This is a genomic window from Polyangium sp. 6x1, from assembly GCF_029946515.1.
Lineage (GTDB): Bacteria > Myxococcota_A > Polyangia > Polyangiales > Polyangiaceae > Polyangium.
In genome coordinates, this window is record NZ_JARZHH010000001.1 from 574,288 (window position 1) to 599,387 (window position 25,100).

At 69.2% G+C, this 25,100-nt stretch carries 23 protein-coding genes; 8 read left to right on the plus strand and 15 right to left on the minus strand.

The features are described from left to right. Window positions 1-24 precede the first annotated feature (24 nt). The 4 genes from QHF85_RS02275 to QHF85_RS02290 all read right to left on the minus strand — a co-directional run bounded on the left by QHF85_RS02275 (window position 25) and on the right by QHF85_RS02290 (window position 4,926). Window positions 25-1,872 (minus strand): IgGFc-binding protein, encoded by a 1,848-nt coding sequence (locus tag QHF85_RS02275; RefSeq protein ID WP_281325352.1) that lies wholly within the window; start codon window positions 1,870-1,872, stop codon window positions 25-27. 122 nt (window positions 1,873-1,994) lie between these two features. After that, complete coding sequence (locus tag QHF85_RS02280) at window positions 1,995-2,963, minus strand: P1 family peptidase (RefSeq protein WP_281325353.1); 969 nt, start codon at window positions 2,961-2,963, stop codon at window positions 1,995-1,997. A 17-nt stretch (window positions 2,964-2,980) separates the two neighbouring features. Next, on the minus strand, window positions 2,981-4,195 hold the full coding sequence (locus tag QHF85_RS02285; RefSeq protein WP_281325354.1) for a P1 family peptidase: 1,215 nt from the start codon (window positions 4,193-4,195) through the stop codon (window positions 2,981-2,983). A gap of 71 nt (window positions 4,196-4,266) precedes the next feature. Then, window positions 4,267-4,926, minus strand: a complete 660-nt coding sequence (locus tag QHF85_RS02290; protein WP_281325355.1) for a TetR family transcriptional regulator — start codon at window positions 4,924-4,926, stop codon at window positions 4,267-4,269. Window positions 4,927-5,092: 166 nt separating this feature from the next. Here QHF85_RS02290 and QHF85_RS02295 point away from each other — a divergent pair, with 166 nt between their 5' ends. Continuing rightward, on the plus strand, window positions 5,093-6,358 hold the full coding sequence (locus QHF85_RS02295; protein ID WP_281325356.1) for a hypothetical protein: 1,266 nt from the start codon (window positions 5,093-5,095) through the stop codon (window positions 6,356-6,358). A gap of 9 nt (window positions 6,359-6,367) precedes the next feature. Here the strand turns inward: QHF85_RS02295 and QHF85_RS02300 are convergent, their stop codons facing one another. Then, window positions 6,368-7,009 (minus strand): response regulator transcription factor, encoded by a 642-nt coding sequence (locus QHF85_RS02300; RefSeq protein WP_281325357.1) that lies wholly within the window; start codon window positions 7,007-7,009, stop codon window positions 6,368-6,370. Next, entirely contained in the window at window positions 7,006-8,154 is a 1,149-nt protein-coding gene (locus tag QHF85_RS02305) for a sensor histidine kinase (protein WP_281325358.1), read from the minus strand. The genes QHF85_RS02300 and QHF85_RS02305 overlap by 4 nt, the downstream gene beginning before the upstream one ends. Before the next feature lie 119 nt (window positions 8,155-8,273). On the opposite strand from QHF85_RS02305, the gene QHF85_RS02310 reads away from it, so the two are divergent. Next, window positions 8,274-9,515, plus strand: a complete 1,242-nt coding sequence (locus QHF85_RS02310) for a hypothetical protein (protein WP_281325359.1) — start codon at window positions 8,274-8,276, stop codon at window positions 9,513-9,515. Between the two features lie 7 nt (window positions 9,516-9,522). Here the strand turns inward: QHF85_RS02310 and QHF85_RS02315 are convergent, their stop codons facing one another. Then, the gene (locus QHF85_RS02315) at window positions 9,523-9,846 is read right to left on the minus strand and encodes a c-type cytochrome (protein ID WP_281325360.1); all 324 of its coding nucleotides are present in this window, start codon (window positions 9,844-9,846) and stop codon (window positions 9,523-9,525) included. 125 nt (window positions 9,847-9,971) lie between these two features. On the opposite strand from QHF85_RS02315, the gene QHF85_RS02320 reads away from it, so the two are divergent. Together QHF85_RS02320 and QHF85_RS02325 are read left to right on the plus strand one after the other, a co-directional pair. Then, entirely contained in the window at window positions 9,972-11,057 is a 1,086-nt protein-coding gene (locus QHF85_RS02320) for a methyltransferase domain-containing protein (RefSeq protein WP_281325361.1), read from the plus strand. 224 nt (window positions 11,058-11,281) lie between these two features. Continuing rightward, a complete protein-coding gene (locus tag QHF85_RS02325) occupies window positions 11,282-13,108 on the plus strand; it encodes a WD40 repeat domain-containing protein (protein WP_281325362.1) in 1,827 nt (608 codons plus the stop codon). Here the strand turns inward: QHF85_RS02325 and QHF85_RS02330 are convergent. From QHF85_RS02330 to QHF85_RS02345, 4 genes are all read right to left on the minus strand, one after another. Continuing rightward, window positions 13,081-15,027 carry a peptidoglycan DD-metalloendopeptidase family protein gene (locus QHF85_RS02330; protein WP_281325363.1) on the minus strand — a complete coding sequence of 649 codons (1,947 nt, stop codon included), beginning with the start codon at window positions 15,025-15,027 and terminating at the stop codon, window positions 13,081-13,083. The two genes, QHF85_RS02325 and QHF85_RS02330, sit on opposite strands and share 28 nt — an antisense overlap. Further along, the gene (locus QHF85_RS02335; RefSeq protein WP_281325364.1) at window positions 15,024-15,410 is read right to left on the minus strand and encodes a BlaI/MecI/CopY family transcriptional regulator; all 387 of its coding nucleotides are present in this window, start codon (window positions 15,408-15,410) and stop codon (window positions 15,024-15,026) included. The genes QHF85_RS02330 and QHF85_RS02335 overlap by 4 nt, the downstream gene beginning before the upstream one ends. 71 nt (window positions 15,411-15,481) lie before the next feature. Next, entirely contained in the window at window positions 15,482-17,953 is a 2,472-nt protein-coding gene (locus QHF85_RS02340; RefSeq protein WP_281325365.1) for a hypothetical protein, read from the minus strand. Window positions 17,954-17,964: 11 nt separating this feature from the next. After that, window positions 17,965-18,450, minus strand: a complete 486-nt coding sequence (locus QHF85_RS02345; RefSeq protein WP_281325366.1) for a biopolymer transporter ExbD — start codon at window positions 18,448-18,450, stop codon at window positions 17,965-17,967. A 105-nt stretch (window positions 18,451-18,555) separates the two neighbouring features. Between QHF85_RS02345 and QHF85_RS02350 the strand changes: the two genes are divergently transcribed. Next, on the plus strand, window positions 18,556-19,179 hold the full coding sequence (locus QHF85_RS02350; protein ID WP_281325367.1) for a glutathione S-transferase family protein: 624 nt from the start codon (window positions 18,556-18,558) through the stop codon (window positions 19,177-19,179). Between the two features lie 3 nt (window positions 19,180-19,182). On the opposite strand, the gene QHF85_RS02355 is transcribed toward QHF85_RS02350, so the two are convergent. Then, a complete protein-coding gene (locus QHF85_RS02355) occupies window positions 19,183-19,482 on the minus strand; it encodes a LysR family transcriptional regulator (RefSeq protein ID WP_281325368.1) in 300 nt (99 codons plus the stop codon). A gap of 107 nt (window positions 19,483-19,589) precedes the next feature. Between QHF85_RS02355 and map the strand changes: the two genes are divergently transcribed. Continuing rightward, window positions 19,590-20,372: a type I methionyl aminopeptidase gene (map, locus tag QHF85_RS02360; protein WP_281325369.1), complete on the plus strand. Its 783-nt coding sequence runs from the start codon at window positions 19,590-19,592 to the stop codon at window positions 20,370-20,372. Window positions 20,373-20,415: 43 nt separating this feature from the next. On the opposite strand, the gene QHF85_RS02365 is transcribed toward map, so the two are convergent. Further along, window positions 20,416-20,748, minus strand: coding sequence for a hypothetical protein (locus tag QHF85_RS02365; protein ID WP_281325370.1), 333 nt, complete (start codon window positions 20,746-20,748; stop codon window positions 20,416-20,418). 123 nt (window positions 20,749-20,871) lie between these two features. Next, a complete protein-coding gene (locus tag QHF85_RS02370; protein ID WP_281325371.1) occupies window positions 20,872-23,049 on the minus strand; it encodes a catalase in 2,178 nt (725 codons plus the stop codon). 270 nt (window positions 23,050-23,319) lie between these two features. On the opposite strand from QHF85_RS02370, the gene QHF85_RS02375 reads away from it, so the two are divergent. Both QHF85_RS02375 and QHF85_RS02380 read left to right on the plus strand, forming a co-directional pair. Continuing rightward, complete coding sequence (locus QHF85_RS02375; protein WP_348652707.1) at window positions 23,320-24,324, plus strand: aldo/keto reductase; 1,005 nt, start codon at window positions 23,320-23,322, stop codon at window positions 24,322-24,324. A 1-nt stretch (window position 24,325) separates the two neighbouring features. Then, window positions 24,326-24,949 carry a TetR family transcriptional regulator gene (locus tag QHF85_RS02380; protein ID WP_281325373.1) on the plus strand — a complete coding sequence of 208 codons (624 nt, stop codon included), beginning with the start codon at window positions 24,326-24,328 and terminating at the stop codon, window positions 24,947-24,949. A gap of 2 nt (window positions 24,950-24,951) precedes the next feature. On the opposite strand, the gene QHF85_RS02385 is transcribed toward QHF85_RS02380, so the two are convergent. Then, on the minus strand, window positions 24,952-25,092 hold the full coding sequence (locus QHF85_RS02385) for a ribosomal protein L7/L12 (protein ID WP_281325374.1): 141 nt from the start codon (window positions 25,090-25,092) through the stop codon (window positions 24,952-24,954). Window positions 25,093-25,100: the final 8 nt, after the last annotated feature.

Below are 25,100 nucleotides of genomic sequence, written 5' to 3' on the forward strand. Positions count from 1 at the left end.
CGCTTCGCGCGCATGACGGTTCGTTCATTTGGGCACGGGCGGGATCACCACGTCCGTGATGGTGACGGCGTATCCGCCGGCGGGATACGCATACGACGAGTAGCTGTCGAGGCCCCAGACCACGAGGCCGAACGGCCCGTCGCTCTTGGCCGTATGCCGGCCGTTCTGGCAGCCGTTCACGCCGATCTCGGCGCGCATCAGATCGACGGTCGTCACCTCGAATCGTCCGTCCGACCCGACCGGCTTCCAGCCGGAGATCACGCCCAGGCAATCGACGGTGACCTCGGAAAAACCCTTGCTCGTCTTCACCCGTGTGAGCGTGAGGTTCGTCGTCGGATAGGCGGGATCCGTGAAAAAGACGTAGTTCGAGAGGAACTGCTCGGGCGGCAGCATGATCACGAATTCCTCGTCGCCGAGGTTCTTCTCGAAATTCGGCGCCGTCGCGCCCTCGCGCGTGCCGCCCGGGATGTTGCAGGTATCCATGATCTGGGCGATCGAGAAGGGATGCGCCGCGTCCTGGCTCGACACGCGGAACGGGCCGGTCGCCTGGAAATCAGCGATCTGGCCCTGCGCGAGCGCCGCGGGCGCCCCGCCGACGGGCGGATCGAACGCGAGCGTCGTCCCGTCCGCGACGCCGACCATGCGGTAATGGATGTTCTCGGGCTGGAGATCCTTCCTGCGCGTCTCGTAGGGTGCGGCCACGTATTCGTTCGCGAGCGCCGAGACCGGCAAGATCTGCTGGTGCGTGGCCTCGCCGCCGGGCCCCGGCACGGGCTGCAGCCGGAAGAAGCGGTTTCCGGTGACCACCGCGACGGGTTTGTCGCTGAGGACCACACTCCCGGAGGGATCCGACGAGCTCGCCGGGAGCTCCCATTGCAGATACTCCCCGGCCGAGAGCGTGAAGCTCGCCGGCATTCCCTTCGGCGCCGCGGGGAAATCGGCGCCCGCGGGCAGGTCGACGGTCGGCAGGAGGTCGACCTTCGTGCCGTCCTCGGTCGCGAGGACGTGCGCGAAGAGCGGCCCCGGCGGCGTGGCCGTGCCCTGGGGCGTGGCCATCACGATGTAGTTCGTGCCCCACGCCGAGGTCGGGAAGAGAAGCTCGGCGCTCGGGAAAAACGACTCGGCGCCGCCATACGGGAGAATGTCGTACGCGCTCACGGGCGTATCGGAGACGATATGGAACGCCTCGCCGCGGCCCGTGCCCGCGACGAGCGTCGGCGCGGCGATCGCAGGCGGCACCGGGCAGGTCAGCGGTTTGCCCGTCTCGGGCATGATCGAATTCGGGTCGTGCGAGAGGAAAAGCACCGCGACCTCGCCCTCGGGGATGCCCTCCGCCGGCACCGCGGGCCACGACGACTCGGGCATGCCGTTCTTGGGAATCCTGCCGAACGTCGTCACGTCGAACGATTGCCCGCCGCGCGTGACGGAGACCTTCGCGGGCCGGGGCCAGGTGTTCGTCAGGAAAACCGCAAAACAAGGCGGGAGCGCCGGAGGGTAGGAGCCGGCGGTCGTGACGCGGAAATCGCAGCCGACGTTGCCTTTGCTCTCGGCGGCGGCGGCGCACGCGGGCGCGCACGCCCCGTCGAGGCAGCCCTGATCGGCGGGACAAACCGAGACGACCTGCCCGGCCTCGTCGACGATCGAGCGCAAATCGGGGCTACAGCCGAGGGTCCCGTTCGCGTCGGGCCCGCCGTCGAAAAACACGGCCCCGTCACCGCCCGCGCCGCCCGCGCCACCGGCGCCGCCGCTCGCGCCGGCGCCCGAGGCCCCGCTGCCCTGGGAATCCTGTCCGCACGTCCATGTCGCGAACGCGACGCACAGGACGAGCGCGCCCTGGACCGCCGCCACGCTCGCTGCCCGAAACCTCGACATCGTCCTCATCGCCGCCTCCGCCCCGAATCTCCCGATTTGTTATCTCGGGCCCGGACGGACAGGAGACGCCAGATCGGCAGGCCCGTCAAGGACCCCGTGAAGCCCCGCGCGGGCAAAAGCATTCAATGGTCGACGGCCCAAATCCCGGCAGGCGCCTTTTCGACCGTGCGCCCCTTCCGCCCCGTCACCGCCGTCGCTTCCCCGAGCGCTTTTCCCAGCGCCGCCCGTGCCGCGCGGGCTGCCGCGTCGAAGAGCGGGCCGAGCGCGTCGTCGCCGAGCCTGCGCGCCTCGTAAAGCCGACCGGGCGGCGCCGTGAGGGATCCGTCGATCGTATTCGCCACCGAAAACGCGAGCGCGAGCCGCCCCTCCTCGGCGCCGATCGTCACGGCCGCATCGAGTCCCCGCAGGGCCGCCTCGCCGAGCAAGCGAAGCTCGGCGGGAAAGAGCGGCGCGTCCGTCGCGACGATCGCCACGAATCCGGGCGAGACCGCGCGCGCCGCGCCCGCCCCGCGCGGCGCCCCGCCGTTCGCCGCGAGGAGCACGCCCACGACGAATGCATCCTTCCCGACGCGCGCCTCGGCCAAAGCGTCCCCCACGCCTCCCTTGAACCCGAGCGCCACGAGGCCGCGGCCCACGCCCACGCTCCCGCAGGCCGGCGCTTCGCCGCGCGCCGCTTCGCAGGCCGCGAGCACGTCGTCGTGTTTCACGCGCCGACGACGGAGATCGTTCAAATACCCATCGTCCATTCCCACGACGACGGGCGGCCATCCATCGTCGACCGGCAGCTCCGGATCCCGCTTGTGCCCCCGCGTGATCAATGCGTCGTAGGCCGCGCCCACGCTCGTCGCATTGCAAAGGACGATCGGGGAGGCGAACGTCCCGAAATCCTCCGCCACCTCCACCCCCGTCCACGCGAGCCCTCCGCCGGCCGCGTACGCGCCGAGGGAAAACTTGCGATGACGCACGGACGGCGGGCACGGTGAAACCACGGTCACGCCCGTCTGCACGTCGCCCTCGGCCACGGTCAGGTGCGCGACCTCGACGCCGGAGACGTCGGTGATCGAATTGCGTGACGTGCGATCGGCCGGCATGGTTCTCCGCGTGGCTCCTAGCGCCCGGGAATCGGGCGGCCGTACTTGCGCATGATCTCCGGCAGCCGGTCGAGCGGCAATGCGTACGCCGTGTTCCCGTCGATGCCGGTCATCGTCCGGGCCATCACGAGGGCATTGAGCACGGCCTCCTCCGTGGCCTCGACCGCCGCCTCGTGCGCCACGCTGATGTGCTCGTCATTCCAGACGGGCGCCACCGTCGAGCTCGCCCCGCGCCGTACGCGCATGCCCGTCGAAAAGAACAGGAGGAGATCCCCCGAGCCGTGCATCGACACCGCGCCGGTCCGCGCGAGCCCGAGCGCCATTCGCTTCGCGAGGCGGCCGAGCTGCACCGGCGTCATCGGCGCGTCCGTGGCGCCGATGATCAAAATCGATTTCGACTTCCGGCCCTCGTAAGGCATTCCCTCGGTGATCTCGCGCCCCACCGGCACCCCGTCGATCCGGAGCTGCGCCCTCCTGCCGTGGTTCGCCTGCACGAGCACGCCGAGCGTGTAATTCCCCATCGCGGCAGGCAGGCGCCTCGACGCGGTCCCGATGCCGCCCTTGAATTCGTAACACAACATGCCCGTGCCGCCGCCCACGGCCCCCTCCGCGACGGGCCCGCTGCGCGCCGCCGAGATCGCCTCGCGCACGTGCTCCTCCGTGATGTGCCGCCCCTCGGCGTCATGAAGGAACGCCGCCCAGGTCTCGCCCACGATCGGCGTGGGCACGGGCGCGCTGTCGCCGATCTCCGGGTAGGTATCGAGCATCCACGCGAGCGCCCCGTCCATCACGCGGCCGATGTTCGAGGTGTCGGTCAGGAAGATCGGCGTCTCCAAAAGGCCGCGCCGATCGACCGTGGAGACCCCTGTGAGCTCGCCATTGCCATTCAGCGTGAAGCGCGCCGCGGGGACATTGGCGCGCCAAACGTCGTCGCCGGGCATGATCACGGTCACGCCGGTGCGGATTGGACCGCGGCCGGGCACGAGCGGGCCTTCGCCCTCGATTCGCGTCAAGTGCCCCACGCGCACGCCGGGCACGTCGGTGATCGCATTCCAGCGGCCGGGCGTGAGCGAGCCGATCGCGATGCCGAGGTCCCTGAGCCTCCGGCGCTCCGGCGGCGCGCGGGGCGCCTCGGCCGGTAAAACGCTGCATCCGGCGCTGATGGCGGCGAGCGCGCCGCCGGCCAGGAGCGCACGTCGCGAGACTCTCCCGGTGTCGCTCTTCATGGCCATCGGCGCGAGTATGGAGGTTCGTGCTGCCGTTGGGAAGCGCTTCGTGACGCTGCGGATGGGCCCAATCGCCTTCAGGCAGGAGCACGCCGCCGCCGCGGGCCTCGTGGGCGGCTCTGCGCTTCAGGGCGATCGCCGAGGAGCTGCCGGACGAGCAGGCGCGCAAACGACGCGGCCCCGGAAGGCTCGTGGAGGCCACGGGGAACGAACCCCTCGCAAAGGCGCGGCGCGAGGCAGACCATGTGAATGGCCGACCAGAATGCGGCGACGCGCAGGCGTTGCTCTTCCTCCGAGCCCGCCGGCAAGGCGGGGCGCACGCTGCGGAAAAACCCTTCGAGGAAATCGCGATACCGCTGGACCGCCGGACCCGTGTAGTCCTGGCGCGCGATGGCGTCGTGCAAATGGGCCGCGCTGAGGCGCGGGTACCGGACGGCGTCCGGCAAGAACGCCGGCAGGAAGCGCTCGAGCGCGGCGCGGACGTCCCCGCCTTCGGCCTCGACGAGCGCGTCGAGCTCGCGGAGCTGCTCGCCGAGCCCATTCTCCAGCGTGCGCGCGAGCACCTCCTCGACGAGCTTCTCTTTGCTGCCGAAATAGTAGTTGATCGCGGCCACGTTCACGCCCGCTCCGAGGGCGATCGCGCGCACCGTGAGGGCCTCGATCCCTTCCCGCTCGACGACCTCGATCGCGGCCTCGATGATCCGCTCGCGCGCGCCGCGGCCCTGCTCGCTGTCCATCACGGCCTCTCGTTTTAGCCCAGATCCCGCGAGCCGGTCGAGCCCCCTCCCGTGACGAGCGTCGAAATCCTGCTCCCCGTTGAACGAACCGGGGCGATCAAACAACTGTTTGAAACAACCGTTTGAACCGGCTGCGTCGCGAGCACGCAGGCGGGAGAGGTGCGTCATGAGCGAACAAAACGCCTGGAAAAGGCGGGCATCCGAGGTCGTCTTCGTGGGATGTGTGGCCGCTTCGATGGCGGCGTGCGGCGCCGAGCCGGAGAGCGCGCCGACGTGGTATCGGGACATCCAGCCGCTGGTCGATCGATCGTGCGCCGCGTGCCACGACGGGACCGGCGTGGGACGGGTGAACCTGCGAGACGCCGCGACGGCGCGGGCCCTCGCCACCACGATGGCCGCACGCGTGGAGGCGGGCGAAATGCCGCCCCCCGCGCTCGATCCTTCGTGCCAGCCTTATGCGGGCGCGGACAGGATGTACCTCGGCGCCGAGGAGCGCGCGCGCTTTCGCGCATGGGCCGACGCGGGCGCGCCGCTCGGCGATCCGAGCGAGGCGACGTCGAAGCCGAACGGCCTCGCACATATCGACGACCCGGACCTCGTGCTCGAAATGCCCGAGGCCCACGAGGTCACCCCGGACGACGACGGCAACGAATACTGGTGCGTCGTGCTCGACAATCCGCTCGCGGCGCCCACGTGGATCAAGGCGCTCGAGGCCGTGCCCGGCGATCCGCTCGTCGTGCACCACATCGGGCTCTACCGCGACGCGGGGCACGACGCGGGCGCGGGGTACGGCGTCCCGCCGGGCACAAAGGCTTTCTCTTGTCGGAATCCGGTGCTGGAGCTCGACTGGCAACTCCTACACGCCTTCGCGCCGGGCGTCTCCGTGATGGAGCTGCCGAAGGACACGGGCATCCGGCTCGATCCCGGCGAGCAGATCGTGATGCAAATGCATTATTACTCCCCCAAACCAGGCGCGCTCGATCGGTCGGCCTACCGGATGCGCCTCGCGACGGAGGCGCCCAAGGCCGAGGTCTTCATGGACGTCTTCGGCCCGGTGCCGTTCTCGATCCCCGCGGGCGTCTCGAAGCACGTCGAGCGAAGCGTGATCACGAACGAGGACGGGCCGACCACGATTTACGGCCTGCTCCCGCACATGCACCTGCTCGGCCGCTCCTACAACGCGTGGATCGAGGACGACGCGGGCGCGGGCGCGTGCGTCGCGCGAGGCGATTACGATTTCCACCACCAGGCGCTCTACGTGTTCGACAAGCCACTCCAGTGGCAGCCGGGGCAGCGGCTCGTCACCGAATGCACCTGGGACAACTCCGCGACGTCGAAAGGACAGTCGCATTTCCCGCCGCTCGACGTCGCCTGGGGCGAGGGGACGAACCAGGAGATGTGCTTCATGGTGGCATACCTGTCGCGGCCCTGAAGCCCCTCGCTAGATATACCCGAGCTCGATCGCCCGGAGCACGGCCTTCGTCCGATCGCGCACGCCGAGCTTCGAGAAGATGCTCGACGCGTGGTTTTTCACGGTGCCCTCGGCCGTGCCCAGCATCTCGGCGATCTCGCGGTTGCTCGCCCCCGAGGCCATCAGGCGCAGGACCTCGACCTCGCGCGCCGTGAGCGCGGTGGGCGGCACGATCACAGGGACGTCCGGCTTCAAGCGATCGAGCCCGCGCAAGACGCGCTCGGTGATCGCCGGGTTCCAGAGCGTCCCGCCCGAAGCCACCGCGCGGATCGCCTCGGCGAGCTGCTCGAGGCCAATGTCCTTCAGCAAAAACCCCCGCGCGCCGAGGCGAATCCCCGCCGCGGCGACGGCGTCGTCGTCGAACGTCGTGAGCAAGATCGTGGGCGGCACCTTGGGCTTTCCGCGGAGCGCCGTGAGCACGTCGAGCCCTGTTTTTCGCGGCATTCGTACGTCGAGCAGGAGCACGTCGAGCGCGGTCGTCGCCACGATCGCGAGCGCCTCCTCTCCGTCGCTCGCCTCCGCGGCGACCCGGATGTCGGGCGTGAGCGCGAGCAGGCTCTTGATGCCCTGCCGCACGAGCGTCTGATCGTCCGCGAGCAAGACGTGAATCACGGCGCAGCCATCGTCCTTTGGCGCGGCGGGACGACCGCGCGCCATTCGAATCCTTTGCCCAAACCGGGCGTCACGGTCAAGGCCCCGCCGAGCGCCTCGATCCGCTCGCGCAGGCCCGAAAGGCCGCTGCCCTCGGCGGCGCCCTCCGCGCCCCGCCCGTCGTCGCGCGCTTCGAGCACGACGCCCTCCGGCCCCTCGGCGAGACGAATCCAGAGGTTTTCCGCATGGCCATGGCGCGCCGCATTCGTGATCGCCTCCTGCACGCCACGAAAGAGCGCGTGGGCCAGGGCATCGTCCTCGATCACGAGCCCCTCGGCGAGATCGACGTGCACCCGCGGACGCGGCAGCCCCGCGGCGAGCGCCTCGATCGCGCGCGGCAGGTCGAGCGTGCGCTCCTCGCGCATCGCGCGCACGACGCCGCGCACCTCGGAGAGCGTGCTCTTCGCGAGCTCGTGCGCCCGCGCGAGGGCCTCTTCGCCGGGCGAGGTGCGGCGCGCGAGATCCAGGTGGATGCTCATCGCCGTGAGGTGATGGCCGACGGCGTCGTGCAATTCGCGCGCGATGTGCAGCCGCTCGGCCGTGCGCGCGCTCTCGGCGAGCATCACCTGCGCGGCGCGGAGCTCGGCGTTGACGCGGGAGAGCTCGACGCGCGCGGCCGCCTCGTGCCGCGCCACCGTTCCGATCGTGGTCGCGAAGAGCTGAAAACCGAGGACGCCAGCCGTCCAGAACGCCGCCTGCGCCACATCGGCGCGCCCCACGTAAAATGGGAAGATCGCCACGGTCTGCGCCGCGACCCAGCCGAGCGCCGCGCCTCGCGACAGGAGCAAGGACGCCTGCGCCGCGACGATCGCCAAGAGCCCCGCTTCGAGCCACAGGTTCCGGAGGTGCACGAGCACGAGCGCGGAGATCGATTGCACCACGAGCAGCACGATCCGGCTCGTCGGCCCGAGCCTGTCGAGCCTTGATGCGCTCGTGAGGAACGCGCCGAGATACGCCGCGTGCGCCGCAAAGCTCGCGGCCACGGTCGAATCGCGCAGGCTCGCCGGGTCCCGCGCGAGCGGCAGCAGGAACGGCTGGGCGATCGCGGCCCACGCCAGCGTTCCCGCGACGAAGAGCAAGCTCCGGGTGGGCGGCGGCCGGTCCATGCGCGGCGCATCGTAGCGCCTCTCACGCGCGCCTGTGCCGAAAGTCATGGTGGAAATCGACGGAGGACCATGACCTGTGGCACAGGCCCCCTCCTCGTTCGGGCCCCACGATGGAGGCCATGGCGAACGTCACCTCGTTCCTTTCGACCTCGAACGAAACCCGCACCGCGGACGGCGCGCCGCCCTGCTACGCTGCCTCCGCGATGACCGAGACGAAGGCGGCGGAGGCGCCTCGAAAGCGACGGAACATCGGGCGCGCCGTGCTCCTCGTGCTCCTCGTGGCCCTCGTGCTCTTCGCGCGGCCCGCGGATCGGCACCTGCGCGCGGCCTCGCTCCTCCTGCGCTTCGCGGACGAACGGGCGCAAGGGTTCCTGCCTGAGTACGGAAAACACGCGCTCGACGAGAGCCTGACCGAGGTGCCCTCCGCGCGTGGATCCGTACGAGCGCGTATGTATTCGCCCGTCGGCGTCGGGAATGCGCCGGGCGTGGTGATCGTGCACGGCGTGCATCGCCTCGCCATCGACGAGCCACGCCTCATGCGGTTCGCCCGCGCGATCGCGGCTTCGGGCGTCGTCGTGCTCACGCCCGAGGTGAAGGAGATCGCCGATTATCGAATCGATCCGGCCTCGATCGAGACGCTCGGCGCGGCCGCGCATTCGCTGCGCGAGCGCCTCGGCGGCAAGCCCGTGGGCCTCATGGGCATGAGCTTCGCGGGCGGACTCGCGCTCCGCGCCGCGGCGGACGGGGCGTTCGCCGAGGACATCGGGTTCGTCGTGGCGATCGGGGCGCACCACGACATGCGGCGTGTGCTCGAGTTTTTCAAGACGAACCAGACCTCGTGGCCGGACGGGCACAAGGAGGCGCTCGCCGCGCACCCGTATGGCGCGCTGGTCCTGCTTTATTCGCACGTCGAGGCCCTGGTCCCGCCGGCTGACGCGGCCGCGGCGCGCGACGCGATCCGGCTCTGGCTCTGGGACGATCGCGAGGCCTCGAAGGCGAAGCTCGCGGCGCTCTCGACCGAGGCGCGGGCCAAGGTGGAGGCATTGCTCGAAGGGAAAGCCGACGTGCCGGCGCTCATCGACGAGATCACGAAACACCCGGAGCAGGCGCTCTCGGTCTCGCCCGCGGGGCACCTCGGCGGTCTGCGCGCCCCCGTATTCTTGCTTCACGGCGCGACGGATTCGGTGATTCCTGCTTCGGAGACGGAATGGCTCTCGCACGACGTCCCGCCGGCGCTCCTCCGCGCCGCGCTCGTGACGCCGGCCGTCGAGCACGTCGAGCTCCGCGGAGAGCCGTCGGTCGCGCAGCAATGGGAGCTCGTCCGGTTCATGGCGGGCGTGCTCGACGTGGCGAACGACTGAGCGACGCCTACTGCGTGCAGGCCAGATGGACCCGCAGCGCTTCGAGGTCGGCCTCGCTCAGCTTGCCGGTCGGGGGCATCGCGCCTTCCTCGGCCTCGGCATACATCTCCGCCGCCTCGGCCTTGACCTCGTCCGCCGACGTGAAATCCAACCCACCCGCCGGCGTCCCCATCGCGTAATTCGGGTTGTGGCACACCGTGCAGGAATTGGCGATCACCTTCAGGCCCGCCGCCTGCTGCGCGCTCGAGTCGGGCGGGCACGTGCCGAGGCCACCACTGTCGCTCCCGCAACCTGCGAGGGCGCCAAACGCGGCCAAAGAAAACGAGAGCACGCACACAAGCATCTTGTTTTCAGTAAGTGTGGACATAATTCCACTCTACTGGGATGGCGCGGCGTGGCAACACGAAACTGCGGCCCCATTGCCTTCCTGTTTCCGTTGGGGCAAGCATGCGCCCCATGAAACGACGACTGCTCGCGCTGGCCCTCCTGGCCGCGCCCATGCTCGCTTGTGGTCCCGCGACGCCGGAGGCCGAAAACCCCGAGGGGAAGACCACCGAGACCGCCCCGACGGCCGCGCCCACGGCCACGCCGGAAGCCGCGCCCACGGCAACGCCGACGGCCGCGCCGACGGCCGCGAAGGAGCCCTCGCCCGAGGAGCTCAAGAAGGCCAAGGCGGCCCAGGAGCTCGCCGCCGACCGCGCGAAGTGGGAGACCGAGGCCAAGGCCGAGGACACGCGCTTCACGCCGGAGATCCACGCCGAGGCGAAGAAGCTCGCCGAGGCGAAGTACGCGTCGCTCGACGCCGCGCTCAAGGCCGTGCTCGCGGGCAAGCACCGCGCGCCCAAGAACGCCGAGCGCGACAAGTACCGCCACCCGCAGGAGACGCTGAAGTTCTTCGGCGTCACGCCGAAGCTGACGGTGCTCGAATACGGCCCCGGTGAGGGCTGGTGGACGGAGATCCTCGCGCCGACGCTGGCGACGCAGGGCAAGCTGCTCGTCACGACGACCGACCCGAAGGGCCCGGCCGACGCGCGCAGCACGTTCTACGGCCAGCGCCTCGCGCGCTTCCTCGATCGCGCGCCCGAGCTCTACAGCAAGGTCGACCGGATCGTGATCGACGGCAAGAACCCGAAGTTCGGCCTGGAGAACAAGGTCGACGTCGTGATCGTGATGCGGTCGCTCCACGGCCTGCACCGCGACAAACTCCTGCCCGGCTTCCTCGCGGAGGCGTTCAAGGCGCTGAAGCCCGGCGGCGTGCTCGGCATCGAGCAGCACCGCGCCAAGGCCGACGCGGACCCGGACAAGAGCGCGGAGCAGGGCTACCTGCCCGAGGCGTTCGTGATCAAGCAGGCCGAGGCCGCGGGCTTCAAGCTCGAGGGCAAGTCCGAGGTCAACGCGAACCCGAAGGACACGAAGGACTACCCCGAAGGCGTCTGGACCCTGCCGCCCACGCTGGAGCTCGGCGACAAGGACAAGGACAAGTACATGGCCATCGGCGAGAGCGATCGCATGACGCTCAAGTTCGTGAAGCCGAAGAAGTAATTCCCTGCCACGACCCAAGGACGGGGGCGCATCGGACTAGAAGGACCATGCGCCCCCGTTCGCTTTTGTTTCCAGCGCTCGCTGCTGTCTTGCTTGCCGTGGGGTGTGCGGGACGAGCGGCGCAAAAGGTCGCGGAGCCCGCGCCTCGGCCGGTGGTATCGGCTCAGGCTGCGCCGAACGAGAGCGCGTCGCCTGCCGGGAACGCCTGGCCCTCGCGCCGTAGCGTGCAGTTGGCGCACGATTTCGAGGAGATCGCCGGTGTGGCGGTGTCGGCCGGCGGCGCGCTCGTGGCCGTCGCGGACCATGAATCCGCGGCGGCCGGGTGCTTCGGCTACACGAATGTCGAGGTCACCGTGCACACGGGCGCGGCGGGTGACGAGATCGCCTCGCTTCGTTTCCACGACCTCCGCCTCGACGAAATGGCCTTCACGCCTTCGGGCGAGACCCTGGCGATCGTAGCCAGGCGTGGAATGGGTGGTTTCGGCGGCCCCGCTGCGACGCTCGCGCTGCTCGATCCACGCACGGGCGAGTCCCATGCCTTCGATATCGAGCCGCCTTCCGGGTATGGCGGGCTCCGGCTCTCGGTCGCAAAAAATGCCGTGGCCGTGGGCGCTTTCCCGGACGGCAAAATCGTCCTGCGGAAGCTCCCCTCGGGCGAGCCGCTCGTCACGTTCATGGATCCTTCCTTCACCGCCATGGCGCTCTCGGAGGACGGGAGCACGCTGGCGCTCGGCACGAAGGACGGTCGGATCCAATTGCGAGGTTTGCCCGACGGGCGCGTCGTTGGCGAGCTCGCGAGCCCCTCCGGTGCGCCGCGGAGCCTGCGTTTCCAGGGCGAGCGCCTCATTGCCGCGATGGAGGACGGGCAGGTCTTCGGCGTCCCCGTCTCGGGGGCTCCGCCGGTGCGCCTCGGGCAGGTTCGTCCGGACGCCAGGTTCATCGGCGTGGCGTCGGACGGGCAGGTCGTCGATGTCTTGCAAAAGGAGGACGTGGCGACCGTGAGGCATGGCTCGCGCTCCTTCACCGTCCCTCCGCCCGAACGTCCGTACGTCGAGGCCGTGGCCGCGCTATCGCCGGAGGGGGCTCGTGTCCTCGCGGCCCTGGGCTCGCACGTCTTTCTGCGACGCCCGGGCGATCTCACGGCCGGCGCGCTGACGTTCGGCCCACACCTGGACGGCCAGGTGTTCGGCGTGGGCCCGCTCGCGGACGGCGCCGTGCTGCTCGGCGCGAGGTGGGATGATGGCACGGCGCGGATCTGGAATGTGCGTACAGGACAACCGATCGTCTTGACCAACGGCCCGCTGCCGCGCTTGTCCTCGCTCGCGATCCATGGAAACGGTACCGTGGCCACGGTCGACGAGGCCGGCGCGGCGGTCGTATGGGAGCGGCAAGGCACGACGCTGAAGCCGCGCCATTCCTTCCGGACGAACGGCCCCGCGAGCGTCGTGGCGTTCGACAGCACGGGGGCTCGGGTCCTCGTCGGGACGCGGCGCGGGGAGGTGATGATCGCTGAGAGTTTGACCGGAAAAACGCAGCGCGTGGTGCGCACCGGGGGCAAGGCCATCACGTTCGTCAAGGCGTACGAGGGAAAAGAAAAAGCGCAGCTCGAAACCGCGGGGGGACGTGTCTTTCTGCTCGACCTCGCCACGGGCAAACTCGAACCCGAGACCGAAGAGGCTTACATGGGCCTGCTCGGCGGGGATCCGAACGCGCCGATTCGGCCCTGGGGGGAGGACGGGGAGACGCCGCTCCCCGCGTTCGAGCTCGCTTGCTGGGACGCGGTCTGCAGGGTCTCCGAGCCGTCCGGGCCGTTCGATCCCATCCGCGTCATTGCAAGCTTCGGCATGCTCGATCGACCCGGCGCGGCGTTCGTCATGGCCGACGGGCGCGTGGATACGCTGGGCACCACGTCGGGCGACTTCTTCACGTGTCGCGACGGCGGACGAACCTACCCCTTCTCCCATTGCCGCGACGCCGACGAGACCCCGGGGCTGCTCGGGCGGCGGCTCGACGAAGCTTGCGCTCAGGGCGCCGCGGCTTGCCCGAGATAACGCGCCGGATCAATCGCCTCGCCATAATCGCGCACCTCGAAGTGGACGTGCGGACCGCCCTCGGGCGCGCCGACTTCGCCGAGGACGTCGCCGCGCGTCACGGCCGTGCCAGGCTGCGCCTTCACGTTCGCGAGGTGCCGATACCGCGTCTCGATGCCGCGGCCATGCGCAAGAACCAGCACGGGCTCGCCTTTCGCATTCTTCTCGATACGGTCGACCGTCCCGTCGAGCGGCGCGAGCACCGTCGTCCCGGCCGCGGCCGCGAGGTCCACGCCGTCGTGCGGCGCGCTGGTTTGTCCGGGCGTCGCGTCGCCGAAATGCAAGGTCACGCGCGCGCCGGGCAGCGGGTGCGAGGAGCGCGAGGCCAGCTTTCCGCGCACGCGTTCACGCCACGTATCGTACGTCGTCGAGCGCGCCGCGTGCCGCTCGTTCCACATGCCCGTGGTGAGCGCGCGGTACTTCTCGGTCTCCTCGGAGAGCTCGGCCTTGCCATCGAGCCATTCGCGCACGCGGTTCTCGCCGCCATTGTACGCCGCGGCCGAGAGCTCGAACGCGCGGGCCGGGTCTTTCTTGCCAAACTCGACGAACTGCTTGCCGAAGTACGACGCGCCGAGATCGAGATTGTAAGCCGGATCGAGCAGGCGTTCGTCGGCGTGATCGGCGATGCCGAGCTCCGTGGCGACCGTGACGGCCGTGCCGGGCATGAGCTGCATCAGGCCGAGGGCGCCGGCCGGGCTCTTCGCCTTCGGATCGCCGCCCGATTCGACGAGCGTGAGGATCGCGACGGCCGCGGGATCGACGTTGCTCTTGTGGGCCGACGCGGCGATGGACGATTCCCAGCGCGCGATGGCGGGCGGCAGCCAGGGAATGCCGAGCGCGGCCGTCTGGGCCTTCGATTCGGCGAGGCCAGGTTTTTCCACGGCGGCCGGTTGCTCTCCGCCACAAGCGGCGAGCGTCGCGAGGGCGAGCCCGAGCGTGCTCGCGAGGGCGAGCGCAGGCGCGGCGAGCGCGCGGCCCGTGGGCGCGTGGGGCGTGGTTCCATCGATCAGACGTCGAATCCTCATGACGAGCGAACCTCCATTCGATCCGAGCGCGAGCTCGGGCGTACGTGCGCGCATCCCCTCCAGCGCGGCGAGAGCGCGGGCATAACGAACCGGGTCTCCGACGGCCGCCACGGCGTCGTCGTCGCAGAGGTGCTCGCGCTCCCTCCGCGCGACGCGCGAGACCCAGTGGACGGCGGGGTGATAGAAGAGCGCTGCCTCGACGATCGATTGCAGGATGTTCGTCAGGAAATCGAACCTGCGCACGTGCGCGAGCTCGTGCGCGAGCAGGGCCGTGAGGCAAGACGGCGGAAGATCGGTGAGCGCGGCGAGCGGCACGAGCACGACGGGCCGGAGCCAGCCGACGACCATGGGCACGTCGACGCGATCGGAGCCGAGGAGCCGCACGCCTTTCCGGACGCCGAGGCGCCCGGCGAGTTTGTCAAAGCGAACCGTGAGCGCCGAGGAAACGGGCACCGTGTGGTGGCGAATCAAGGACGAGAGGCGCGCGAGCCCCACCGCGATCCGGGCCGACATGAAGAGCGCGCCCGTGCACCACGCCATCACGACGATCGCGGGCCAGAGCGGCGGGCCGCTGCCCTCCGCGGGCGCCGAGAGCGTGGCCCACGGGTTCGGCGGGACGAACGGCTCGACAGCGAGGGCCGCGTGGAAATAGGCGAACGTCAGCGGCGGCGCGAGCGCCATGAGGGCGAGCGCGGCGCAGGCGGCCGTGTAGCGCGCGGCGGCGTGGCTGCGCGGCAGGCTTGCGAGGGTCGCGCCGAGGAAGAGGGCGATCACCGCGCCTTGCCACAGGAAATGGAGGAGCGCGAGCCCGAGCGCCGCGACAAACGGCGAGCTGGCGAGGTTGACGAGGCTCATTTCGACCTCTTTTGCTCGATGTCGTCGAGGAGCGCGCGAATCTCGGCGAGCTCCTCGCGGGAGGCGCGCTCGGCCGAGAGCGCGCGCAGGACGAGCCGCGACGCCGAGCCGCCGAAGGCTTTCTCCACGAGGTCGTGCACGAGCCCTTTTTGAGCCTGTTCCTCGGGGATCATCGCTCGATACACGTGGCTCTTGCCCGCCTCGTCGCGCTCGACGAGCCCTTTCTGGGCCATGATCTGCATGAGCTTGAGCACCGTCGTGTACCCCGTGCCCTGAACGGGCTTGAGATCCTCGTGGACCTCACGCACCGTCGACGGGCCGCGGCGCCAGAGGACGCGCAGGATCGCGAGCTCCGCGTCCGTGGGGAGCGACCTGTTCACCATGGTCCCGATGATGTACGAAGTTCTTCGTAGGTGTCAAGCGAGCCGTGGCGTTTTTTCCGGGACGTCCGGGATCAGCCCACGATCTCCCCGCTCCACTTGCAGCCGCAGCGGCGGTTGCCATTGTCGTGCCGGGGAGCGTCCTCGGTACAACGATGACAATACTCGGCCGCGCAATGCGTGCAAAGGCTCAGGTTCTCGACCCGGTAACGCTCGCCGCAGCGAGAACAAGAGCTGCGCGATTCGAGGATGCCGTAATAATGACCTTCATCGGCCTCGAAGCTCTTTTTGATGAGCTCCTTCGCGTCGTCGGACAGCCCCTCGCGCCGTCCGCCGTCGCTGATGTTCCAGGCGCCCGCGATCACGACGTCCCAGGGTTCGAGCAAATCCTCGTTCTTGCAACCCCCGCGCACCCAGGCAGCCGCATTCTCCTCGAGCCATTCCTTCATCCGCTTCCCGTCCCGCGGCGGGGGCGGCGGGGGCGGCGGTGGTGATGGGGGTGGAATGGGCTGCGCCAGCATCCGACGGCGCTCGGCGGCCAGGTTCTCCACGGCGCCGAGCGGCACGCCCGTGTACCAATCGACGAGGTGCACGCCGCCCTCTCCGTCCCCCGCGACGAACGTCCGCTGGCTCGATATCGCGGAGCAGCAAAGCATGGGCGCACTCCACGGTAGGATGTGGAGCGGGGCATTGCCTCGGCCTCCCACGGGCGGGAGCGACCAGATCTGAAGCGTGCCGTCCCCGCCCACGGAGACGACGGCGTTGCGCCAGGGCGGGCAAGCGACGCTCTGCAGGCCGCGGTGGGAATGCAGAGCGAAGATGGGGTCGCGGCCCTGCAAATCGGCGAGCAACAACGTATCGGAGGCCGGCACCACGATGATCCGCTCCTCGTCCGCCGTCAGGACGAGCGCGCGCACGGGCCCCGGATCGCCCGCGAGCGTACGCGCGAGCGTTCCCGTTTCGAGGTCCCATACCTTGAGCATTCCGTCGTCCGACGCAGAAAAGCCGAGCTTGCCGTCCGGGGTCATCGCCACCGCGCACACGTCGCCCTCGTGGGCCACGATTTCGTGGAGGAGCTTGCCCTCGACGTCGATGACGGCCGCCGTGCCTCCCCGCAGGCCGACGAGCAGCCGCCCGCCCGCCACGGCGAGCACGCGCGGCTCATGCGCGAAGCGGATCTCCGCGACGGGCTCTCCCTCGGGGATCTCCCAGATGGCGAGCGCGTCGTTCGACAAGGCCACGGCGAAGCGATCGTCGGCCGTGATCCCGAGGGCCGTGATCTGCATGGCCTGCCAATGGAGCGTCCAGACAACCTCGCCCGTCTTCACGTCCCAGACATCGATCGAGGGCTCCCTCGCCCACGCGCCGCGGCGCGCGGTGAGCGCGAGCCGGGCCCCCGCCGCGACGAGATCCACAGCGCCCCGTGATCCCGAGGAGAGCGTCGACGGATCGAATCGCTCGCGCAGGTGCGGCAGCTCCATCCCTGCGCCGAGGATCGCCTCCGCGCGTCCGCGCAAATCCCCGAGCTCGGGGCGCAGGCAACCATTGCGGATCATCTGCAGGAGGTGCTGCGGGACGAACTCCGCCTCGCCGTGTCGCAAGACGCCCGCGACGGGCTCGAGCGCGGCGAGGAGCGAGGCGAACGCGACGGTCCGGCCTTCGTCCTCGGCGAGCGCGCAGAGGCGCAAGGCGGCGCGCAGATCCCCGAGCACGTCATAAGGCCCGCGCCGCTGCATTTCCGCCACGAGCTGCGGGGGATCGAGGAGCTTGGGGCTGATCTGCTCCGCGAGGGATCCGGCGAGGCCCGGCAGGTCGTCGAGGGTCGTCGGGACGAACCCGAGCACGGCGGGAGGGAGCCGGGACAAACGCGCCGTGAATCGCTCGACGAGGCCGAGGGCGCTCGCCGCATCGAGCGCGTCGACGACCTCGGAGGGCTTGAGGCCGAGCAGCGCCTCGAAGAGCTCGCGCGGCCATGTGCTCCTCGGTTCGAGGAGCGCCGCCGCCTGCAAGAGGCGCCGCGCATGAACGCTCTCGAGCGCATCCCAGCGGCGCCGGAGGGCACGGGGACCCTCGTCCGCGCGCGCGGGATCCTTGGGATCGGGCGCCCGCGTGACGACGAGCACGTGCGTCGAAAAGCGCGTGCGCCCGAGGAGCGCGTCGACCTCGGCGCGGAGCTTGTGAGGGTCGTCCACGTTGTCGACGATGAGCAATGCCTCGCGTTGCTGTCGCAGGTGGTCCCCGAGGGCGCGCAGCTTGGCGGCGCGAGAGACCCCCGGCCCCGCGAGATGGAGCTGTTCGGCGAGGAGCGTGAAACACGCGGTCGGATCTGCGCCTTGCTCGACCCAGTAGAGCGGTGACCAGAATTCCTTGTACCGGTGGGCGTACTGCACCGCGAGCCGGCTGCTCACGCAGAAATCATTCGGCGCGCCCCACGCGAACCGGTGGAGAACCACGAAATCGTGCTCGAGGAGGCGCGTGTGCAGCGCGGGGAGGCGCTCCTGCGCGGGCGTATCCGGATTCGAAGGAAACGGGACATGAAACGACATGGCACGGCCCCCTAAGGTGTTCCGCCCACCGGCGTCGGGGTCACCCCGAAAGCAATCTTGGACAAACCTGCTTGCTTCAAAAGATCGAGCGTACGAATGACCCGCCGATGCGGCACGTCGCCATCGGCCCGGATCACGGCGCGCACGTCGTCGTCTTTGGCACGGGCCTCGCGGGCGGCCGCGAGCAAGGCTGCGTCGTCCTGCATCTTCCGTTGATCCACGAACGTCTCGCCGTTCGCGTGGAGCTCCACGGAGAAGACGATCTGCACGTCCGCGCTGGACGCACGCGGGAGGTCGAGCGGGAGCGCCGAGGGCATTGCCGTCGCGCTTCCTATGGGCGTGCACCGCATGGGGCCGACGCCCGACACGACGATCACCGTCCCGCCCGGCGCGGCGAAGACGCTCGGATCGGCCTCCACGCCGGGATTTTCCTTGTTGCACGCGGCGACCCAGAGGATGGTCGAGACGAACCCTGACGCGGAAGCCAGACGAAGCATGACAAGACGATGGGAACCGAACTGCCGGCGGGCGTCAAGGCAGCTAGCCTCTTGTGCCCGGCGTCCGTTCATGCCAAACAGCGAGCCCAGGGAGGTACCCATCACATGGCCATCACGTTTTATTTTTCGCCCTACTCCAGCGCGGTTCGCATCCATTGGGCGCTCGAAGAGCTCGGCATCCCGTACGACGGGGTGCGGGTGGATCTGAAGGCGGGTGATCAAAAGAAGCCCGATTTCCTGAAGCTGAACCCGAACGGCAAGGTCCCCACGATCGTCGACGACGGAGTGCCGTATTTCGAGTCCGCCGCCATCAACATCCACCTCGGCCAGAAATACGGCGTGGAAAAGGGCCTCTGGCCGAAGGCCGGCACGCACGCGCACGGGCGCGCGATGTCTTGGACGGTATGGGCCGCGGCTTCGCTCCTCAATGCCGGGACGCGGGTCATGTACAACACCTCGAAGGAGATCCCCGACGATCAAAAGAATGCGGCGCAGGCCGAGAGCGCGCGCAAGGAGTTCGAAGGGTTGCTCGGCCTGCTCGACGCCGAGCTCGCGGACAAACCTTACCTGACCGGCGACACGTTCACGCTGGCGGACGCGGTCATCGCCGCCGATCTCTGGTGGTACCAGATGGTGATCGTGTCCGATCTCAGCCCGTGGCCGAAGCTCGGGGCGTGGGTGGGCCGCTGTATGGAGCGGCCGGCGTTCAAGCGGGTCTCGACCGGCTGAACGTCAGCGCGACCGATCCAGGACGGGCGTCTCGGAGAGCGCCGGGACGCCCGCCTGCACGGCCACCACGGCCGCGTCGACCTGCGCGAGAATCGCGCGCGCATGCGCGAGCATCGTCTCGCCCGACGGCAAGAGGCGCACGCCGCGCGCCGTCCGCTCGAAGAGAGGGACGCCGAGCTCGTCCTCCAGGCTGCGGATCTGCCGGGTGAGCGGCGGCTGCGCAATCCGGAGGCGCGTCGCCGCGCGGGTCACGTTCCCTTCCTCGGCCACCGCCACGAAGTACTTGAGCTGCGCAAGGCTCATGCAGGTGATCGTTACCACGACGCGGGTCGGGATCCAAGCCCTCCGCGCGAGCCATATCGAAACGGTATTGGATCTCGCGCGCCGAGGCCGGCATCCTCGCCCGCACCATGGCCTCCATCGAGATTCACACGCCCCGGTCCGTCGAAGCCCTGCGCCAGGCAGGCCGCGCCGCCGCCGCGACCCTGGCCACCGTGGCCGCGCGCCTCGCCCCCGGCGTGCGCGCCGACCAGATCGATCAATGGGTGCGCGAAGATACCGCGCGCCGCGGCGGACGTCCGAGCCAGCTCGGCTACCACGGCTTTCCCGCGTCGGTATGCGTGAGCCGCAACCACGTGGTTTGTCACGGCATCCCGACCGCCGCCGAGGTCCTCGCCGACGGCGACATCGTCAATGTCGACGTCACGACCGAGCTCGGCGGATATCACGGCGACACGTCGGCGACGTTTTTCGTGGGTCGCCCGTCGCCGGAGGCGAAGCACGTCGTCGAGGTCGCGCGTCGATGCCGCGACGCCGGAATCGCGGAGGTGCACGACGGCGCGCGGCTCGGCGACATCGGCGCGGCGATCGACGAGCTCGCGCGCCGGGAGGGGTGCTCGGTGGTGCGCGAATACGGCGGGCACGGCATCGGCCGCGTCATGCACGCCGCGCCGCACGTGAGCCACGTCGGCCGGCGCGGCTCGGGGCTCCGGCTCCGCGCGGGAATGGTCTTCACGATCGAGCCGATGGTGAACCTCGGAGGCGCGGCGGTGCGGCAGCTCGACGACGGATGGACCGTGGTCACCGAGGACGGCTCGCTCTCGGCGCAATTCGAGCATACGGTGGTGGTGACGCGGAAGGGCTGCGAGATCCTCACGCCCACGCCGGAGATGGCCATGGCCATCGCGCTCTAGGCCGCGCAGCGCCGACGCGGACGCCGGCGCCCACGAACGACCTTCAGTTACACTGCTTCTGGAGCTGCTCGACGGCCGCGGTGCAGCCCTTGATGAGCCCGTCGCGCGTGGCCGGGTTCGCCGCGAGCGGCTTCCAGGCCTGGGCGCTCTGCTTCATCGCCGGCTCGAGCATGGGCTTGAGCTCGGGCTTCTTGCCCATGCATTCGGCGACCTTCTTGAAGTAGGCGTCACACTCGGGGACGCCAATCGACTCCGCCGCCGGCGCGGCCGCTCCCGTGGCCTCCGTCGACTTGGTCTCGGCCTTTTCTTCCTTGCTGCAAGCGGCGGCGAGCAACATCCCACCCATCATCACGAAGGCAACCGCGACTTTCTTCATCTCCGTCTCCGTCCTTTGTCGGCGCGCGCGCCGGGAGGCGGCACTCTGCCACAGGCGCGCGCGACGGATCGAGAAACCGGATGCGTTCGCGCGGAGGAACGCGTTTTCGGGCCGCCCCGAGGCTCAGGCCGGCACAGCCTCCTTCTCGGCGCGGTTCCAGTGCCGGTGCTGCGCGATCGCCTTCACGAGCTCCTGGATGAAGGCCGTGAGGTCGCTCGCGCCGCGCACCGTCACCACGCCTTCGGCCTGGAAGGTTTGTCCTGCCGCCTGCGCGCTCGCCACGGTCACGCCCTTGATGCTGGACGCGAGGAGCAGCTCCACGCCCTCGCCCGTCGCGCCGATGGGTTTGTTGTGCCGGAACGCCTCGTTGATGAAATGGATCGGATCGCCGAGCTTCTTCATTGCCTCGACGCTCGCCGCCCCGCCGGGCACGAAGACCGCGTCGTAAAGAACGGAGCTGACGTGGAGGCTCGCCCGATCGACCTCGACGTGGACGCCCTCCGCGGCCTCGATCGTGCCGAGCTTCGACGAGATCACGTGCACCTCGGCGCCCTCCGCGACGAGCGCATTGCGCACCGCCGAGAGCTCCGCGAGGCTCACGCCCTTCTCCGCGAGGACGGCGATCCGGCGCGTGCGGATCGAATTCTTCACGGTGTTCTCCATGCTGAGCGCGGGCGACTCGCTCACCGTGCGCTTCGTCCCGAGCTTCTGCGCGACGGCCTGCGCGACCTTCTTCACCGTCGCGCCCACGCCCGCGGGCGCCGTGAGCCCGAGCCCGGCGGCGACGGTCTGGCCGAAGGCGGCGTCGACGCGCGTGAATCGCTCGACCATCCGCTCGCGGATCACTCTGCTCTCGCACTTGCCGAGCTCGAAGACGGCGGCCTTCACGAGGTGCTCCTTTTCGGGCGTGGACATGCTCTTCCAGAACAGCGTGGCCTGGCTGAAATGGTCCCCGAAGCTCTCGCTCCGCGCGCGCTGCTTCACGCCGGCGAGTTTTTCCGGATAATGCGTGAACGCCCCCGCGCCGGGGCCCGCGACCATCGGGCAGCCGCCGCCGAGCGAGTTCGGCGTGTAATGCGCGCGCCCCTTCGGGATGCGGTGCTGGTGGAAGCCGTCCGTCTGGTGGTTGTCGACGCGCGCGACGGGCCGGTTGATCGGGATCTGCGCGAAATTCGGCCCGCCGAGACGCGTGAGCTGGGTGTCGAGGTAGGAGAAGAGGCGCGCCTGCATCAGCGGGTCGTCGGTGAAATCGATTCCGGGGACGACGTTCTGCACGCAAAACGCCACCTGCTCGGTCTCGGCGAAGAAGTTGTCGGGGTTCCGGTTCAAGACGAGCTTGCCGACGCGACGCACGGGCACGAGCTCCTCGGGGACGATCTTCGTCGGATCGAGCAGATCGAAATCGAAGCTGTCCGCCTCGTCCTCCTCGATGATCTGCAAGCAGAGCTCGTACTCGGGGTAAGCGCCCTTCTCGATGGCGTCCCAGAGATCACGGCGATGGAAGTCGGGATCTTTACCGGAGATCTTCTGGGCCTCGTCCCAGACGAGCGAGTGCACGCCGAGGAGCGGCTTCCAGTGAAATTTCACGAAGCGCGACTTTCCTTGGTCGTTGACGAGCCGGAACGTGTGGACGCCGAAGCCCTCCATCATGCGAAAGCTGCGGGGAATGGCGCGGTCCGAGAGGATCCACATCAGCATGTGCGTGGTCTCGGGCACGAGCGACGCGAAATCCCAGAACGTGTCGTGCGCCGACGAGGCCTGCGGGATCTCTCGGTCGGGCTCCGGTTTGACGGCGTGCACCACGTCCGGGAACTTGATTCCATCCTGGATGAAGAAGACCGGGATGTTGTTGCCGACGAGATCGAAGTTGCCCTCTTCGGTATAGAACTTGGTCGCGAAGCCCCGCACGTCGCGGACCGTATCGGCCGAGCCGCGGGAGCCGACGACCGTCGAGAACCGCACGAAGACCGGGGTCTTCACGGAGGGATCCTGGAGGAATCGCGCGCGGGTGAGGTCCTTCAGGGACGCGTAGACCTGAAAATACCCGTGCGCCCCCGAGCCGCGGGCGTGGACCACGCGCTCGGGGATACGCTCGTGATCGAATCGCGTGATCTTCTCGCGAAAATGGAAGTCCTCGAGGAGCGTGGGGCCGCGCGCGGAGACCTTGAGCGAGTTGTCGGTATCGTCGACGCGGATCCCTTGATCGGTCGTCAGGTATGTACCGGCCGAATCTTTGCGTTCGGGCTCCAGATCGCGAATTTTTGCGTTCTCGTCGATCGGAGCGGTCTTCGTTTGCGACATCGTTCCCTCCCTCGTTGCGGTCTCGACATGACACGGAATCGACTGCCGGGCAGGTCCGCTCGCTCGAAATCGCAATCGCATCGAATTCATGAAAGAAGCGGCGTTCGACCGGGACGCGCGACGCGCCGCTCGAAAGTCCCGAAGCGGTCATCTGTTTTTCATCACACAAGTTCCCATGGTCGGAAAAAAGTTGACTGACAGATGTTGACTTTTGTCAGTGCGTCGCTGATACTCCTTCTCATCCAGCTTCCGCCACAGGAGTCCAACAACATGATCACGCGTTCGCTTGGTTCGAAGGGGCCTCGGGTGTCGGCCTTGGGCCTCGGGTGCATGGGGATGTCCGATCTCTACGGCCCGTCCGACAGGGCCGAGAGCATTGCCACGATTCACGCAGCGCTCGACGCGGGGATCGATCTGCTCGATACGGGCGACTTCTACGGCATGGGCCACAACGAGATGCTCATCCGCGAGGCGCTCGAAGGGCGAGCGCGCGACAAGGTCACGATCAGCGTCAAGTTCGGCGCGATGCGGGATCCGAGCAACGGATGGGTCGGCTTCGACGGCCGCCCCGGCGCGGTGAAGAACTACCTCGCCTACTCGCTGCGCCGGCTCGGGACCGATCACGTCGACGTCTACCGCCTGGCCCGCGTCGATCCGGCCGTGCCGATCGAAGACACCGTCGGCGCGATCGCCGATATGGTGAAGGCCGGCTACGTCCGCCACATCGGCCTCTCCGAGGCGGGCGCGGACACCCTGCGCCGCGCCCACGCGACGCACCCCATCTGCGACCTGCAGATCGAGTATTCGTTGATCTCGCGCAGCGTCGAGGCCGAAATCCTCCCCACCGCGCGTGAGCTCGGCATTGCCATCACCGCGTACGGCGTGCTCTCCCGCGGCCTCATCAGCGGACACTGGTCGAAGGAGCGCGCGATGGCGCCCACCGATTTCCGCCAGTACAGCCCGCGCTTCGCGCCCGAGAACCTCGACAAGAACCTCGCGCTCGTCGAAGCGCTGCGCAGCATTGCGGAGGAGAAGGGCACGACCGTCGCGCCGATCGCCATTGCGTGGGTGCTCTCGCGCGGGAGCGACATCGTGCCGCTCGTCGGGGCGCGACGGCGTGACCGCCTCACCGAGGCTCTCAGCGCGCTTTCCATCGACCTCGGGCCGGACGACCTCGCGCGCATCGAGCGCGCCGTGCCGGCCGGCGCAGCCGCGGGCGAGCGGTATGGCGCGGCCCAGATGGCGCACCTCGACAGCGAACGCAAGGCGCATTGACATGGTCGAAGAGGCGCTCACCGCCGAACGCATCCTCGAAGCGGCCGAGGAGGTCCTCCGCCGCTTCGGGCCCGCCAAGGCCACGGTCGTCGACGTGGCCCGCGCGCTCGGCGTCAGTCATGGCAGCGTGTATCGGCATTTCCCGAGCAAGACGGCATTGCGGGACGCCGTGGCGGAACGCTGGCTCGCGCGCGTGTCGAAGCCGCTCGCGGAGGTCGCGGCCGAGGAGGGCCCCGCCCCCGAGCGCCTGCGGCGCTGGTTCGATCTGCTCATCGCGCTGAAACGAAGCAAGGCGCGCGACGAGCCCGAGCTCTTTGCCACGTACCAGAACCTCGTCGCCGACGCGAGGGACGTGGTCCGCACGCACGTCGATACGCTCGTTTCGCAAGTCGCCCGGATCCTCACCGATGGGGTGGAGAAAGGCGAGTTTTCCATCGAGGATCCACTCGCCTCGGCCTGGGCGGTATTCAACGCGACGGTGCGTTTCCACAAACCGATCCACGCGTCGGAATGGTCCGACCCGGGGATCGACGCGGCCTTCGAGGGCGTCTGGTCCCTCATCCTCGGCGGCCTCGGCGCGCGAGAAGCCCCCGCGAAGGCGCGCAAGAAACCCTCGAAGAAATAGGCTCAGGAACCGTTTCGCACCTCAGCGCTCGCGCCCGCGGTCGTGAGCGCAGAGGCGATCGCGCGCGCCTCTTCGCGCGAGATCCACGCGCGAACCACGACCGGCGCCGATTCCACGAGCGCCTTCGCCTCTTTCAAGGGCATCACCCAGA